This is a genomic window from Streptomyces sp. YIM 121038, from assembly GCF_006088715.1.
Taxonomy (GTDB): domain Bacteria; phylum Actinomycetota; class Actinomycetes; order Streptomycetales; family Streptomycetaceae; genus Streptomyces.
Genome location: NZ_CP030771.1, coordinates 5,658,639 through 5,672,695, shown reverse-complemented (window position 1 = coordinate 5,672,695; position 14,057 = coordinate 5,658,639). Strand labels below are relative to the sequence as shown.

Here is a 14,057-nt window from a genome sequence, read left to right as displayed (position 1 = left end):
CATATCGGGGGTCAGTCCCTTGCCGGGGTCAGTCCCATTCCAGGCCGCCGCGCCGCCATACGTACGCGTAGGCGACGAAGACGGTGAGCACGAAGAGCAGCATCTCCACGAGCCCGAAAATCCCCAGGGCGTCGAAGCTCACGGCCCAGGGGTAGAGAAAGACGATCTCGATGTCGAAGACGATGAAGAGCATCGCCGTCAGGTAGTACTTGATGGGAAAGCGCCCGCCGCCGGCCGGCGTGGGGGTCGGCTCGATTCCGCACTCGTAGGCCTCGAGCTTCGCGCGGTTGTAGCGCTTGGGGCCGACAAGCGTGGCCATGACCACGGAGAAAATCGCAAAGCCTGCCCCGAGGGCTCCCAGTACGAGGATGGGCGCATACGCGTTCACCGCTCCTCGCTCCTCTCAGTCGGCACTGACTGCTGGCGGTTGCGTCGGACCCGCTCGCCGCCCCGCCCGTATGCGATCCCCGGGCCTTCGGAGCTCCTCGAAGATCGCTTACATGTGAAGCAGGTCACAAGCCCAACTGCCCCGCATCTTATGCCCGCCGGTCTGTGATCTGCGACACGGGGTACGACAACGGCTTTGTGATCTCCACCACCTGACGAAGGATCATGAAGTCGGATGAGCGGTGATCTTCGTACGCGAAGCACCTGAGTGATCACCAGAGGTGACATCTTGACCTGTCGGGGCAGGTCGGAGCGGTGTTGCATTATCAAGAGGTGGCCACTACAGGCAAATTGGCGCTGGACGTGATCACTTGATAGAGGGGCGCGTTCACACTTTGGCGGCAGGGGTGTGGACGGCGGTGGACGCGTCCGCGCGGAGGTGTCGGGAGGGGCGGGCGACTCCGTCGTGTGCACGCGTTCACGAGTCCCCTCGCGAAAGCGGGGCATTCCCTCCGCCAGTCACGCATTCCGCCCGCCGACCACGCGCTCCCCCGTCGAAGTCGGGAGGCGTCGCGCGCGAAACGTCCGCCGGGGGGCGACGCGGGAGGGATAGAAGGAGACAGGAGGAGTAGGGAGGGGCTCGGCGGGAACCCGCGAGATACCCGGGAGGTATCGGCCAGATCTCAGCCAGGTCTCGGGCGGCACCCATGAGCCCCGGAACGTGACCTGCGCCACACTCGAACCCCGGGTCGAACAACCGGGCTTGGCCAACGGCCTGAACACGTGTTAGACCACGGGCAATTCGGACGTAACTCGGAAAACCCATGATCACAGGCGTGATCACCACTGTCCGCATTGCCCTTTACGGCGCCAATAAGATGCGACACGCCCGGGATTCACGGCCCCGCGGGACAACTGTGGCGCAGCACACGTTTCTTGAAGGGAACCCCTACTCCTTGATAGCGGTTGTTCCCATGTCCCACACCGCTCACATACCCAGCCACCGGAAGCCCCGTCGCAGCGCGTCGAAGATGGCTCTGCGCGCCGGAGTTGCCGGTGGCGTCCTCAGCACCCTGGCCGTGGCCGGCGCCGCCGGCACGGCGAACGCCGCCGAGCCGGTGACCGAGACGATCGAGCTGCCCACTCTGACCGCCGATCTGTCCGCTCAGATCGCGCAGTCGGCGGACGCCACCCAGCAGACCGCCGACGGCTACGAGGCGCGTGCCCAGCAGGAGGCCGCCGCCGTCAAGGCCGCCAAGCAGGCCAGCAAGGACCAGAAGGCCGCCGAGAAGAAGGCGGAGGCCGAGAAGAAGGCCAAGGCCGCGGCCGAGGCCAAGCGCGAGAAGGAGGCCCAGGAGCGCGCGGCGCGGGCCACCGAGCGCACGCAGCTCAGCACCAACTCCGCCCCCGCGGGCGGCTCCGGCGGCTCCGGCGGCGGCTCCTCCGCCTCCGACTCCTCGAACGTCTCCGCGCCCTCCGGCGGCAGCGTGGCGACCGTCATCGGCTTCCTCAAGGCCCAGCTGGGCGACGCGTATGTGATGGGCGCCTCCGGCCCCAACGCGTGGGACTGCTCCAGCCTCGTGCAGGCCGCCTTCAAGCAGGTCAACGTGGACCTGCCGCGCGTCTCGCAGGCGCAGTCGACGGCCGGCACCCCGGTCTCGCTCTCCAACATCCAGCCGGGCGACATCCTGTACTGGGGCGGCGCGGGCTCCGCGTACCACGTCGGTGTCTACATCGGCAACGGCCAGTACCTGGACGCCGCGAACCCGAGCAAGGGCGTCGTGATCCAGGACCTGTCGGGCTACCCGGCCTCCGGGGCCGTGCGCGTCCTCTGACGGCCTCTCTCAGCCACGCCTAAGGGCCGGAACCCTCCTGGAGGGTTCCGGCCCTTGGTCGTGCGCCGAGGCGTCAGGCCTTGGGAGCCACCCGGCTCAGGCCGTTGATGATGCGGTCCATCGCGTCGCCGCCCGTCGGGTCCGTCAGGTTGGCGAGCATCTTCAGGGTGAACCTCATCAGCATCGGGTGCGTGAGGCCGCGCTGGGCGGCGATCTGCATGACCTTGGGGTTGCCGATGAGCTTCACGAAGGCGCGGCCGAGCGTGTAGTAGCCGCCGTAGGTGTCCTTGAGGACCTTCGGGTAGCGCTGGAGGGCCAGTTCGCGCTGGGCGGGCGTGGCGCGGGCGACGGCCTGCACGATGACGTCGGCGGCGATCTGCCCCGACTCCATGGCGTAGGCGATGCCCTCGCCGTTGAACGGGTTGACGAGGCCGCCCGCGTCGCCGACGAGCAGCAGGCCGCGGGTGTAGTGCGGCTGGCGGTTGAAGGCCATCGGCAGGGCGGCGCCGCGGATCGGGCCCGTCATGTTCTCCGGGGTGTAGCCCCAGTCCTCGGGCATGGAGGCGCACCAGGCCTTGAGGACCTCGCGCCAGTCGAGCTCCTTGAAGGCGGCGGAGGTGTTCAGGACGCCGAGGCCGACGTTCGACGTGCCGTCGCCCATGCCGAAGATCCAGCCGTAGCCGGGGAGCAGCCGGTCCTGGGCGCCGCGGCGGTCCCACAGCTCCAGCCAGGACTCCAGGTAGTCGTCGTCGTGGCGCGGCGACGTGAAGTACGTGCGCACCGCGACGCCCATCGGGCGGTCCTCGCGGCGGTGCAGGCCCATCGCGAGGGACAGGCGCGTGGAGTTGCCGTCGGCGGCGACCACCAGCGGCGCGTGGAAGGTGACCGGCGTCTTGTCCTCGCCGAGCCTGGCCTCCACGCCGGTGATGCGGCCGGTGCGGTCGTCGATGACGGGGGCGCCCACGTTGCACCGCTCGTACAGGCGCGCGCCCGCCTTCTGGGCCTGGCGGGCGAGCTGCTCGTCGAAGTCGTCGCGCTTCCGGACGAGTCCGTAGTCGGGGTAAGAGGCGAGATCCGGCCAATCCAGCTGCAGGCGTACACCGCCCCCGATGATGCGGAGGCCCTTGTTCCGCAGCCAGCCGGCCTCTTCGGAGATGTCGATGCCCATGGACACCAACTGCTTCGTGGCGCGTGGGGTCAGGCCGTCGCCGCAGACCTTCTCCCTGGGGAACGCGGTCTTCTCCAGGAGCAGCACGTCGAGCCCGGCCTTCGCCAGGTAGTACGCGGTGGTCGAACCGGCCGGACCTGCGCCGACGACGATGACGTCCGCGGAGTTGGCGGTGGTGTCGGAGAGCGGCTCGGTCACGGAGGGTTCTCCCCAAGGCTCGAAATCGGTGTGCCGACCGGCACGGGATAGGGGCAGTCTATGAGGCGGTACTGATCAATCACCCGAAGGGCCACTTGTGAGCGACGTGAGCGAGCTGGACGACGCCCCCCACCGGACCCGCACCGCCCCCGCCGTCGGCCTGCGCGTGCCGACCCACGAGGACGCCTTCGTCTGGCACCGGCTCTTCGACGACCCGCAGGTCATGGAGTACGTGGGCGGCGGTGTGTCCAGCGAGCTCTCCGTGTACGAGGAGCTGACCGCGCGCCAGCGCCGCCACGACGCGGAACTGGGCTTCTGCCTGTGGACGTTGCTGGCCCCGGACGGCGAGCCCGTCGGCCTCGCCGGGGCCCAGCCGTGGCCACGGGAGTGGGGGCCCACGGGTGAGATCGAGATCGGCTGGCGGATCGCCCGCTCGGCGTGGGGGAACGGCTACGCGACCGCGGCGGCCCGCGCGTCCCTGGACCGGCTGCGGGCGGCGGGCGTGCCGTCGGTGGTCGCCGTGATCGACGTGCGCAACGAACGGTCCATGGCGGTGGCCGCGCGCCTCGGCATGGAGCGCCAGGAGACGTACGACGTGCCCGGCGCGAACCGCCGCGCCTGCTGCTACCGCGTGGGGTTGTAGTCCGGCCCGGCCGGGCTACCCTTCCCCTACCGCCGGGGCCTCCCCTACCGCTGGGGGTTCGCGCCCCTGCCGCTGAGGGGTGACGCCTGTGCCGAGGACGCCGGGGGACGCCGGGCCGCTGGAAGTGCGCGTGCCGCGCTTCGTGGGCCTGATGGCGATGGACGCGCGCAAGAGGGCCGTCGAGCGCGGCGTGCGCCTGGTGGCGGGTGACCGTTCCGAACTCGACGACGTGGTCCTCGAGTACGTCGTGCGCCAGTACCCGCTGCCGGAGGTCGAGGTTCCGCGCGGTGCCGTCGTGACCGTGTGGTTCGACCTCGGCCCCGGCGAGGGCGAGGGCGGCGCCGGGGTGCGCGAGCCGCGGCTGCCCGGCCCGGCGGACGGCGGCCTCCAACGGGAACTGGCCGAGCCGCCGGGACAGCCGGAGGTCGGCGTCGGGGGCTGAGACCCCGCCGGGGCCCGGGACCCCGGGCTCGGGGCCCCGGCCCGTCGTCGGCCCGCCGCCGTCAGCCCGTGGTCCGCCAGGTGTCAAGGGCCGTCCGGTGCGTCCGCGTGCCGCGCGCCGTCGACCACACCTTCGCGCGCCAGGACAGCTGGATCGCGTACTCGGTGCCGTCGGCGGTGACGTAGCTCTGGTCGATCGCGTGGATCTTGCGCCCCGACTTGTCGGTGTACGTGTACTCCCACACCGCGCCCGCGCGCCCCTGGAAGGTGTTGTCCTCCAGGCGGATGCGCCGGTAGTCGGACTTGTCGGGGTCCTTCTCGGCGTGCTCCTCCATGTTCGTGAGGTTCTCGTACGAGGTGTAGCCCGCGTCCGGGATCACGCCGACGAGGAAGTTCTCCGTCCCGCTCGCGCCCGCGTACATGGACTGCGTGGGGTTGTCCCCGGCCCGGCTGCTCCAGCCCTCGGGCGCCGCGAACGAGAACCCCTTCGGGTCGGTGACGCGCTCGGAGCCCGGCGGCACCGCGGCGTCCCCCGCGGTCTCGCCGCCACCGCTCTCCGCGCCGGAGGGCCGCGCGGGTTCGGTCGGCGGGGTCTGGCTCGGCTCGTCGGTGCGGCTGACGGCCGGGCCGTCGTTCTTGCCGTCGTCGTCGGAGCCGGTGCCGGCCCCGGCCGTGTCCTGGCCCGCCTTGTCGGACGAGCCCGCGTCGTCGGACGTGCTCTGGTTCTCCTGCCAGACGACGATGCCCGCCGTCGTGCCGCCGCCGACGAGGAGGGCGACGGCCAGCGTGAGCGCCCAGACCCCGGCGCGGCCGCGCGGCCGCGCCGGGGCGGGCGGCGACGCCAGGACGCCCTGGGTGGGGGCCGCGCTGGGGTCGTACGGGCCGGGGACGGCGTACGCCGCGGGCGCGCCGGGACCCATCGCGCCGGGCGCGGGCGGCGGCAGCTGTCCCGGCGGCGTCCCTGGCGGAACCGGTGGCACCCCACTGCCGCGCGCGGTGAACACCGCCGCCACGAGCACCGCTCCGGCCACCCACAGCAGCCCGAACAGCAGGAGGTCCGGCATGCTCACGCCCGCGTCGAACGAGCCGCTCGACGTCTCGCCGCCGAGCCCGCGCTGCCGGGCGGAGGTCTCCACGCCGAGGCCGCCGACGGCGGCGAGCAGCAGGATCAGCCCGAAGGAGAGCCCCGCGGCCAGGATCTGCTCGCCGCGCCGGGCGCAGCGGCGGGCGCCCACGAACGCGATCACGAGGGCGCACACCAGGCCGAGCGCCAACGCGCCCACGACGGCCCCCGAGTTGACCAGGTCGCCGAGTTTCGACAGGCCGAACGACTCGCTCTCGCCGCTGGCGCCGTAGCCGCCGTACCGCGAGCCCCTGCTCGCCTCGGACTTCAGGGGCGCGCCCCAGCCGAGGCCGAGCGCGTGCAGACCGAGGTTCGGCAGGAGCACCAGGGCGACGAGGTAGGGCGAGACCCGGTCGTCCGAGACGTCGGAGCCCGGCACCTCGGAGTCGCCGTTGAAGGCGTCGATCTGCGTGACGCTGAAGTACGCGGTGACGGAGCTGAGGACGAGCACGAGAGCGAGGGCGCGCAGGGACGCGCCCAGGGCGCGGGTGAAGAACTGCGCGCCGGGGCGGGTGGCGAGCCAGGGAGCCGCGCCGTCGCGGTGCAGCACGGCGGCCGAGACCCCGAGGGCGAGCGCGAGCGCGCCGAGCATCGCGAGGAGCGGCCCGGACGACACCTCGACGCGCTGGATCTCGGGCTGCCCGAAGAGGGCGAGCACCAGGACGCCGAGCGCGGTGAGCAGCCCGACGCGGACGGCCGCTTCGAGGCCCGCCGTGCTCCCCGGCAGGCTCTGCCCGCGCAGCCGGAGGCGGCTCCTGAGGATGCGGGCGCCGATGACGAGCCCGCCGATGAACAGGGCCGTCGCCGTGAGCGGCACCAGGTGCACGCCGAAGGTGCCCTCGACCACCCGCTCCGAGGCCGAGCCGTCGAGGCCGGTGCTCTCCTCGGTGCCCGAGAACTCCAGACGGCCGCCCACCGCCTGGAGGACGAAGGCGAGGGCGATCCGCAGCCGGTCGGCGAAGCCGACGACGTCCTCGTCGTCCTGTCCGTACGTCGGTACGGCGCACACGAGCGCGGAGAGCAGCAGCGCCGCGAGCGGCCACAGCGCGGCCTGCAGGGATCCGGCCCAGTCACCGCGCGCGGTCCGCCCGAGGAAGGCACCGACGGGCGAGGGCGCGGCGGGGGCCGGGGCGTACGCGGGCGCGGCGGGGTGCGGGAGCGCCGCTGCGGCCGGGGCCGCCACGGGGGCGGGTGGGGCCGCCGGGGCTGCCGGGGCGGGCGGTGCCGGTGGGGTCGGCGGTGCTGTCGGGGGCGGTGCGGCCACCGGGGCGGGGGGAACCACCAGGGTCTCGGGGTGACTTGGGGCTGCTGCGGGGGCGGCGGGGGCGCTCTCAGGGGCGTCCTGGGGCGCGGCGTCCGAGGCCTCCCCCGTCGGCTCCGGGAGGCGTTCGCGCCCGCACTTCATGCAGAAACGGGCCTCGTCCGGGGATGGCGCCCCGCAGTGCGGGCAATACGACGACATCGGAACGCTCCGTCTTGAGGAGATCGTCAGGGGGACGGGTCGGTGAGCGCCGACCGTTATGCTCCGGCCACGTGGAGTGGCCGGTACATATCAACTGACACATCTTCCCCGGCGCGCGGTTCCCGTCAACCGCCCCGCCCTGAACGACCGTTCGCCCCTTGTCGAAACGCCCGTTCAGTCCTTCTTGAAACCCCGGTGGAGCGCCACCACGCCACCCGTCAGGTTCCGGTACGCCACCTTGGACCAGCCCGCGTCGGCCAGGCGCGCCGCGAGCTGCGGCTGGTTCGGCCAGGAGCGGATGGACTCGGCGAGGTAGACGTACGCGTCCGGGTTCGAGCACACCGTGCGGGCGACCGGCGGGAGCGCGCGCATCAGGTACTCGATGTAGACCGTGCGGAAGGGGCCCCACGTCGGCTCGGAGAACTCGCAGATCACCACGCGCCCGCCGGGCCGGGTCACGCGGAACATCTCGCGCAGCGCGGCGTCGGTGTCCTGCACGTTGCGCAGGCCGAAGGAGATCGTGACGGCGTCGAAGGTGTCGTCCTTGAACGGCAGCTTCGTGGCGTCCCCCGCCGTGAACGGCATCCACGGGTGGCGCTGCTTGCCGACCCGCAGCATGCCGAGCGAGAAGTCGCACGGCACCACGTACGCGCCCGCCTGCGCGAAGGGCTGCGAGGACGTGGCCGTCCCGGCGGCGAGGTCGAGGATCTTCTGCGCGGGCCGCGCGTCGACGGCCCTGGCGACCTCCTTGCGCCACAGCCGGGCCTGGCCGAGCGAGATCACGTCATTCGTGAGGTCGTACCGTTCCGCGACGTCGTCGAACATCGAGGCGACTTCGTGCGGCTGCTTGTCCAGGGATGCGCGGGTCACCCGGCCTATTGTGTCAGGCCGGTCTTCTCCCTCGGCCGGGGGCTCTTCGCCCGCGTCGCGCCTGCGGCGGGCCGGGCGCCCTCGCGTCTGCCCTCTCCCCTTGTCCGGCGGGTGCGGCGTCACCGTGGTTGCTCGCGCAGTTCCCCGCGCCCCTTTCAGGGGCGCCCCCTCAACGGCGGCGGAAGAGGAGGCGGCCCTCGATGGCTGTCGCCACGCAGGTTCCGCCCTCGGTGAAGATCGCGAAGTCCGCGGAGGCCGCCGGGGCCAAGGGCGCTTCGGGCGGGGCCGCGGCGACGACCTTGATGCCTGAACGGGTGACGGCCGTGCGGACCGAAGGGTGGGTGAAGGGGCCCGCCAGGGCCGTGGTGCCGGTGGCCAGGAGGCGTTGCAGGCCGCGGCGGGCGCTGGCGCCCCAGCGGGTGTCGGTCATGCCGAGCCGCGCCAGGGCCGCCCCGGTCAGCGGGTCCGTGCCGAGCTCGTCGGCCTCGCGCGGGTCGGGCCAGTACGCGGCTTCCAGGAGGGCCACGGCGTCGGGCTCGTAGCGGCCGGGGGTCAGGACGCCGTCCCAGCGCCGGACCCGGGCGCGCCCGTACGCCGCGTGCAGCTCCGCGTACGGGCCGACGGCCGCGATCCGGGCGCCGTCGACGACGACGGCGTCCGCCCCCTCGGGGGCGGGCCGGACCGCGCCCACCTGGTGCAGTGTCAGCAACTGGCCCTCGCGCGGCCCTAGTTGGAGGTGAGGAGCTTCAGCTCCGGGTGGGCCGTGCCGCCCTCGATGGCGGTGGAGGAGATGTGCGAGGCGACGCGCTCGTCGACCGGGTCGTTCGCCGGGTCGTCGTGCACGACCAGGTGCTCGTACGTCGTGGCGCGCTGCGCGGGCACGCGGTCGGCGGAGCGGATCATGTCGATCATCTCGCGCAGGTTGGAGCGGTGCTTGGCGCCCGCGGAGGAGACCACGTTCTCCTCCAGCATCACCGAGCCGAGGTCGTCCGCGCCGTAGTGCAGCGTGAGCTGACCGGCCTCCTTGCCGGTGGTCAGCCAGGAGCCCTGGATGTGCGCCACGTTGTCCAGGAAGATCCGCGCGATCGCGATCATGCGGACGTACTCGAAGATCGAGGCCTGCGTGCGGCCCTTGAGGTGGTTGTTCTCCGGCTGGTACGTGTACGGGATGAAGGCCCGGAAGCCGCCCGTCCGGTCCTGTACGTCGCGGATCATGCGCAGGTGCTCGATGCGCTCGGCGTTCGTCTCGCCGGTGCCCATGAGCATCGTGGAGGTGGACTCCACGCCCAGCTTGTGGGCGGCCTCCATGATCTCCAGCCAGCGCTCGCCGGACTCCTTCAGCGGGGCGATGGCCTTGCGCGGCCGCTCCGGGAGCAGCTCGGCGCCCGCGCCCGCGAAGGAGTCGAGCCCGGCGGCGTTGATCCGCTGGATGGCCTCCTCGACGGAGACCTTCGAGATCCGGGCCATGTGCTCGACCTCGCTCGCCCCCAGGCTGTGGATGACGAGCTGCGGGAACTCCTTCTTGATGGCCGCGAAGTGCTTCTCGTAGTACTCCACGCCGAAGTCCGGGTGGTGGCCGCCCTGGAACATGATCTGCGTGCCGCCGAGCTCCACGGTCTCCGCGCAGCGGCGCAGGATGTCGTCGAGGTCCCGGGTCCAGCCCTTCTTGGTGTCCTTCGGGGCGGCGTAGAACGCGCAGAACTTGCACGCCGTCACGCAGACGTTCGTGTAGTTGATGTTCCGCTCGATGATGTACGTCGCGATGTGCTCGGTGCCCGCGTACCGGCGGCGGCGCACGGCGTCGGCGGCCGCGCCGAGCGCGTGCAGCGGGGCGTCCCGGTACAGGGCGAGCGCCTCTTCGGCGCTGATCCGTCCGCCTGCCGCGGCACGGTCGAGGACGGCTGTGACATCAGAGGACGTGAGGTCGGCCTTCTCGGTCACCGGGGCGTCCCTTCCGTAAGGGGGTTGGACAGATCGCTCTTCAGCGTACGCCAGGGCTCCGGGGCCCCCGGCGTCCGGTGGGCCGCGCCCCGGCGTCAGGCCGCGTACGCGCCGAGCAGGACGCCCGCGAGCCCCCCGGCCAGCAGGAACGGGCCGAAGGCTATCGCCGTCCTGCGGCCCGCCCCGCGCACCACGACGAGCCACCCGCCGTACAGCGCGGCGCACACGAACCCGGTGAACGTGCCGAGCACCAGCGCGCCCCAGCCGTACCAGCCCAGGACCGCGCCGAGCGCGAGCGCGAGCTTCACGTCGCCGAACGCCATCCCGTTCGGATTGATCAGGAACAGTACGAAATAGCCGCCGCTGAGCATGAGCGCGCCGAGGGCCGCCTGCGTCCAGTCGCCGCCGTGTCCGGGCAGCGCGGCCGCCACGCCGAGGAGCCCGAGCGCGGCCGCCGCGAGCGGCAGCGTCAGCACGTCCGGCAGGCGCATGACGGCACGGTCGACGCAGGCGAGGACGAGGGCGGGCGGCACGCACAGCAGCCACACCACGAGCTCGGGGCGCGGGCCCGTCGCCAGGCCGAGCAGGGCGCAGACCACCGCGGCGACGGCGGCGAGGGCGGCCGCGCCGGGGCCGTACCGCTCCCCGTCGGGGCAGCGGCCCGGGCCCAGCCAGCCCCGCACCCCGTGCGCGTCGCTCGGGCAGCGGTCGCGCCAGGGCTCACCGGCCGGGGCCGAGAAGCGGTACACCGCGCGCGGCAGCGCGAGCCCTGCCAGGGCGCCCCACAGGGCACCGCCGAGCACGAGCGGCAGCTCCACGGTCACCCCACCGCCGTCAGTCCGTCGCGCCACGCCGGGAGCAACTCGTCGAGCAGCGCCTCCGTGCGCGGCGGCAGGCCGCGCGCGCCGCTGCGGGCGACCAGGTCGGCGGCCAGGGCCCGGAGCCGGTCCTGGTCGCCGGTGGCGTGCGTGGCCCGCAGCAGTTCGTTCCACAGGCGCTCGTCGGCGGGGGCCGAGGCGCGGGCGGCGGTCAGCGCCTCGATGGCCTGCTCGGCCCGGCCCTTCTCCAGGTGGAACTCGCTGAGGGCGAGCCCGATGTCCGCCACGAGCAGCGGCAGCCGCGCGTCGACGATCTCGTGCGTCAGCCAGCCGTAGCGCCCCTGGGGGCGGTCCGCGAGCAGCGGGCCGCGGACCAGGACGAGCGCGTCCGTGAGCAGGCGGCCGCGCACCGCGCGGTTGGCCGCCCCGCGCCCCTGCGTCGCCTCGTGGTACAGCGAGCGCAGCACGTCCAGGTCACAGACCACGGACGGGGCGAGCGTGAGCCGGCCCGACGCGTCGGCGCGCAGCCGGGGCGTGCCGTCCTGGTCGCTGCCGAGCCACGCGCGGACCCGGTCGACGAGCGCGTCCCGCACGTCCTCGGTCACGCCGCGCGGCCACAGCGCGGAGGCGAGCACGCGCGGGTGCACCCCTTCGCGGTGGAGCAGCAGCAGCGCGAGCGCCTCGTGCATCAGCGGGCTGCGCTCGCCGTCGGGCGTCTCCAGGCCGATGATCTCGTACGTCCCGACCAGGCGCGCGTACACCGCGGGGCGGCCCTGCTCGCTGACGTCGACGAGGAAGGGGGGCGCGGCCGCGCCGCCGGTGGAGTCGTCATCGCCGTCCCCGCCGTCGGGGTCGGCCGCGGTGAACAGCTCGACCACCGCCTGCTGGAGCGCGTCCGGCAGCTGCTGCGCCGCCAGCTGGAGGCCGAGCAGCGGGGCCAGCAGCCTGCCGTCGGCGGTGATCTCCATCTCCCAGGCGGCACCGGGCAGTTCGCCGGAGTCCGTGCCGACGAGATAGCCGATGCCGAGGCGGCTCGCGTCGGCGGCGAGCTCGGCAAGATCGGCCGCCTCGTCCGCGGTGGGCCCGGCCGCGAGCAGCACCAGGTGCGGCGCCCAGCGGGTGTGCCGGGCGGGGCCGGTGCGGCCGGTGAGGACCGAGTCGTGTCCGGCGGCGCCGAGCGCGCCGCGCCGCTGCCGCGTCTCGGCCGTCATGGTCTCGATGAGCGCTTCGACGTCCTCCAGGTGCCGCAGCCTGTTCGGCGCGAGCGGAGTGAGGTCGCGGCCGAAGCCGACGAGCGTGATCGTCATGCGGTCCGACCAGCCGTTGGTGGCCAGTTCGGCGGCGACGGAGGCGAACACGGCGGCCCGGTCGGCGGCGGCGCCGCTCAGCGAGACGATGCCCGGCACCGCTTCCAGGTTGAGCAGCAGCCGCGAGTCGTCCATCGTGCCGAGGCAGACCAGGCCGGGGTAGGGCGCCGCCGCGTCCACGTCCTCGTACGCCTCGGCGTCGGCGCGGGTCAGCATCCAGAACGTCTGGTCCTGTCCCAACTGCCAGGGCGCGGGCGGCCGTCCCGCGGGCTGGGCGAGCTGGAGGTGCAGATCGCCGTTGCTCAGCCAGGCCGCGTACACCGTCGGCAGGGCGCGGGACTCCGCGGTGAGCGCGGCGGCCAGGCCGCGCAGGGCGCGGTCCAGGAGCCGGACGCCCTCGGGGTCGGCGCCGACGAGCAGCGCGTCCTGCGCGTCGGCCGCGGTGCCGGTCGGCGTGGGCGGCTCCATGCAGCGGCGCCCGCCGACAGCGCCCATCGCCGACTGCCACAGGGCGTGCCGACGGCGCCTGCCGAGCGCGCCGAGCAGCCCGGCGGCGAGCAGCGGCGCCCCGACGAGCGCCTCGGGCAGGCCGAAGGAGAAGCCGTCGGACGCGGCCTCGGTGCCCCTCTCGGGCGCGGCGGGCGCGGCCGGTTCACCGCTGCCCCGGCCGTCTCCCCGGCCATGGCCCTGGCCGTCGCCCCGGCCGCCGTCCCGCTCCTCGCCGCTCCCCGGGCGCTGCTCGGGGAGCGTGATGTGCGCCGTGTCCCGGTCGACGGATCCGCCGCCCTTGCGGTCGTCGCTCTTGCGGTCGCCGCCCTGCCGCGCGCCGCCGCCCCGGTGCGCGTCCCCGGTCTTCGCGTAGTCGGAGATCTGCTCGCGGACCTTCTCGGGCACCTTGGGCGCCTCGTCGGGCATCTCGACGAGCTCGCCGCCGTGGGCGTCGGCGGGCATCTCCATGATCCAGCCGGGCCGGATCAGGCTGGCCTCGGAGAGGCGGGAGCCGTCGGGCTGCTCGCGGTCCTTGTTGAGCTGGTAGATCTCCTTGTACCTGCGGCCGTCGCCCAGGTGCCGCTCCGCTATCTCCCACAGCGAGTCGTGGTGGCGGCCCTCGGGCGGCTGGATGCGGTAGAACTTCGTGTCGCCGTCCCTGGCGGTGCCCGCGCGGTCGGCGGCCCGCGCGGCCTGGTCCGCGACGGCGTCCGCCGCGGCCGCCGCGCCCCGCTGCTCCGGTGCGAAGAGCCCCGGCGTCCGCTGGGCCGCCGCGGCGGCGGGCTGCTGGTTCCCCTCGGGGGACTGCCCGAACTGCGAGAGCCCCGGCGCGAAGCCCGCCGCCGTGGCGCCGATGAGCAGCAGCGCGGCGACCAACTGCCGCGCGAGCACCTGGCTCGGACCCGCGCCCGGCACCCGCCCCGGCATCCCGACCCCGGAGAGGGCGGCCTTCACCTCGACGAGCACGCAGGCGGTGAACTGGGCCCAGGCCAGCCACACGACCACCGTCAGCACATTGACGAACGTGCCGACCGTGACCTCCTGCTGGAGCCAGTCGAGGGACGGCGCCCCGTCCGGCAGCGGCCAGCCCACGAAGTACGCGAGCGCGCCGGGAACGCCGACGAGCAGCACGGCGAGGGCGACGAAGGCGAGGAACGCCTTGACGAAGTCCCCGGCCGAACGCCGACGCGCCGGCAGCGGCTGCGGCGTCCTGTTCCGCGGCGCGGCCGGGCCGTCCGGCGAGCCGTTCGAGGAGCGGGTGTTGCGTCGGGCCATGGCGGGTGTCCTGGTCCTGGTCCTGTAGATGCCTGTGGTGTCCGGATGGTGGGGTGTCTGGATGGTGCGGTGCCTGGATGCCGGTGAGGCCGGATGCCTG

General features: G+C 73.5%; 11 protein-coding genes and 1 pseudogene. 3 read left to right on the top strand and 9 right to left on the bottom strand.

Annotation, left to right across the window (positions count from 1 at the left end; translation table 11 throughout):
- Positions 1-28: 28 nt before the first annotated feature.
- Positions 29-388, bottom strand: a complete 360-nt coding sequence (locus C9F11_RS24245; protein ID WP_138961244.1) for an NADH-quinone oxidoreductase subunit A — start codon at positions 386-388, stop codon at positions 29-31.
- A 973-nt stretch (positions 389-1,361) separates the two neighbouring features.
- Between C9F11_RS24245 and C9F11_RS24240 the strand changes: the two genes are divergently transcribed.
- Positions 1,362-2,222, top strand: coding sequence for a C40 family peptidase (locus tag C9F11_RS24240; RefSeq protein ID WP_249401867.1), 861 nt, complete (start codon positions 1,362-1,364; stop codon positions 2,220-2,222).
- Between the two features lie 73 nt (positions 2,223-2,295).
- On the opposite strand, the gene C9F11_RS24235 is transcribed toward C9F11_RS24240, so the two are convergent.
- Positions 2,296-3,588, bottom strand: coding sequence for a geranylgeranyl reductase family protein (locus tag C9F11_RS24235; protein ID WP_138961242.1), 1,293 nt, complete (start codon positions 3,586-3,588; stop codon positions 2,296-2,298).
- A 97-nt stretch (positions 3,589-3,685) separates the two neighbouring features.
- Between C9F11_RS24235 and C9F11_RS24230 the strand changes: the two genes are divergently transcribed.
- Both C9F11_RS24230 and C9F11_RS24225 read left to right on the top strand, forming a co-directional pair.
- The gene (locus tag C9F11_RS24230) at positions 3,686-4,231 is read left to right on the top strand and encodes a GNAT family N-acetyltransferase (RefSeq protein WP_249401866.1); all 546 of its coding nucleotides are present in this window, start codon (positions 3,686-3,688) and stop codon (positions 4,229-4,231) included.
- Positions 4,232-4,319: 88 nt separating this feature from the next.
- On the top strand, positions 4,320-4,673 hold the full coding sequence (locus tag C9F11_RS24225; protein WP_138961241.1) for a PASTA domain-containing protein: 354 nt from the start codon (positions 4,320-4,322) through the stop codon (positions 4,671-4,673).
- Positions 4,674-4,734: 61 nt separating this feature from the next.
- Here the strand turns inward: C9F11_RS24225 and C9F11_RS24220 are convergent, their stop codons facing one another.
- The 7 genes and pseudogenes from C9F11_RS24220 to C9F11_RS24195 all read right to left on the bottom strand — a co-directional run bounded on the left by C9F11_RS24220 (position 4,735) and on the right by C9F11_RS24195 (position 13,957).
- Positions 4,735-6,978, bottom strand: a complete 2,244-nt coding sequence (locus tag C9F11_RS24220; protein WP_249402291.1) for a hypothetical protein — start codon at positions 6,976-6,978, stop codon at positions 4,735-4,737.
- Positions 6,979-7,189: 211 nt separating this feature from the next.
- Positions 7,190-7,257, bottom strand: a pseudogene (locus C9F11_RS49680) (zinc-ribbon domain-containing protein); the annotation flags it as partial.
- 174 nt (positions 7,258-7,431) lie between these two features.
- Entirely contained in the window at positions 7,432-8,127 is a 696-nt protein-coding gene (locus tag C9F11_RS24215) for a demethylmenaquinone methyltransferase (RefSeq protein WP_138961239.1), read from the bottom strand.
- 169 nt (positions 8,128-8,296) lie between these two features.
- Positions 8,297-8,836: a hypothetical protein gene (locus C9F11_RS24210; RefSeq protein WP_138961238.1), complete on the bottom strand. Its 540-nt coding sequence runs from the start codon at positions 8,834-8,836 to the stop codon at positions 8,297-8,299.
- A 17-nt stretch (positions 8,837-8,853) separates the two neighbouring features.
- Entirely contained in the window at positions 8,854-10,068 is a 1,215-nt protein-coding gene (mqnC, locus tag C9F11_RS24205) for a cyclic dehypoxanthinyl futalosine synthase (RefSeq protein WP_138961237.1), read from the bottom strand.
- A gap of 95 nt (positions 10,069-10,163) precedes the next feature.
- The gene (locus C9F11_RS24200) at positions 10,164-10,919 is read right to left on the bottom strand and encodes an A24 family peptidase (protein WP_249401865.1); all 756 of its coding nucleotides are present in this window, start codon (positions 10,917-10,919) and stop codon (positions 10,164-10,166) included.
- A complete protein-coding gene (locus C9F11_RS24195) occupies positions 10,889-13,957 on the bottom strand; it encodes a bacterial transcriptional activator domain-containing protein (protein WP_138961236.1) in 3,069 nt (1,022 codons plus the stop codon). The genes C9F11_RS24200 and C9F11_RS24195 overlap by 31 nt, the downstream gene beginning before the upstream one ends.
- Between the last annotated feature and the right edge of the window lie 100 nt (positions 13,958-14,057).

What these genes read in the sequence shown, in the direction of transcription:
- C9F11_RS24195 (WP_138961236.1), bottom strand. Translation starts at nt 13,957, where the DNA reads ATGGCCCGACGCAACACCCGCTCCTCGAACGGCTCGCCGGACGGCCCG.
- C9F11_RS24240 (WP_249401867.1), top strand. Translation starts at nt 1,362, where the DNA reads ATGTCCCACACCGCTCACATACCCAGCCACCGGAAGCCCCGTCGCAGC.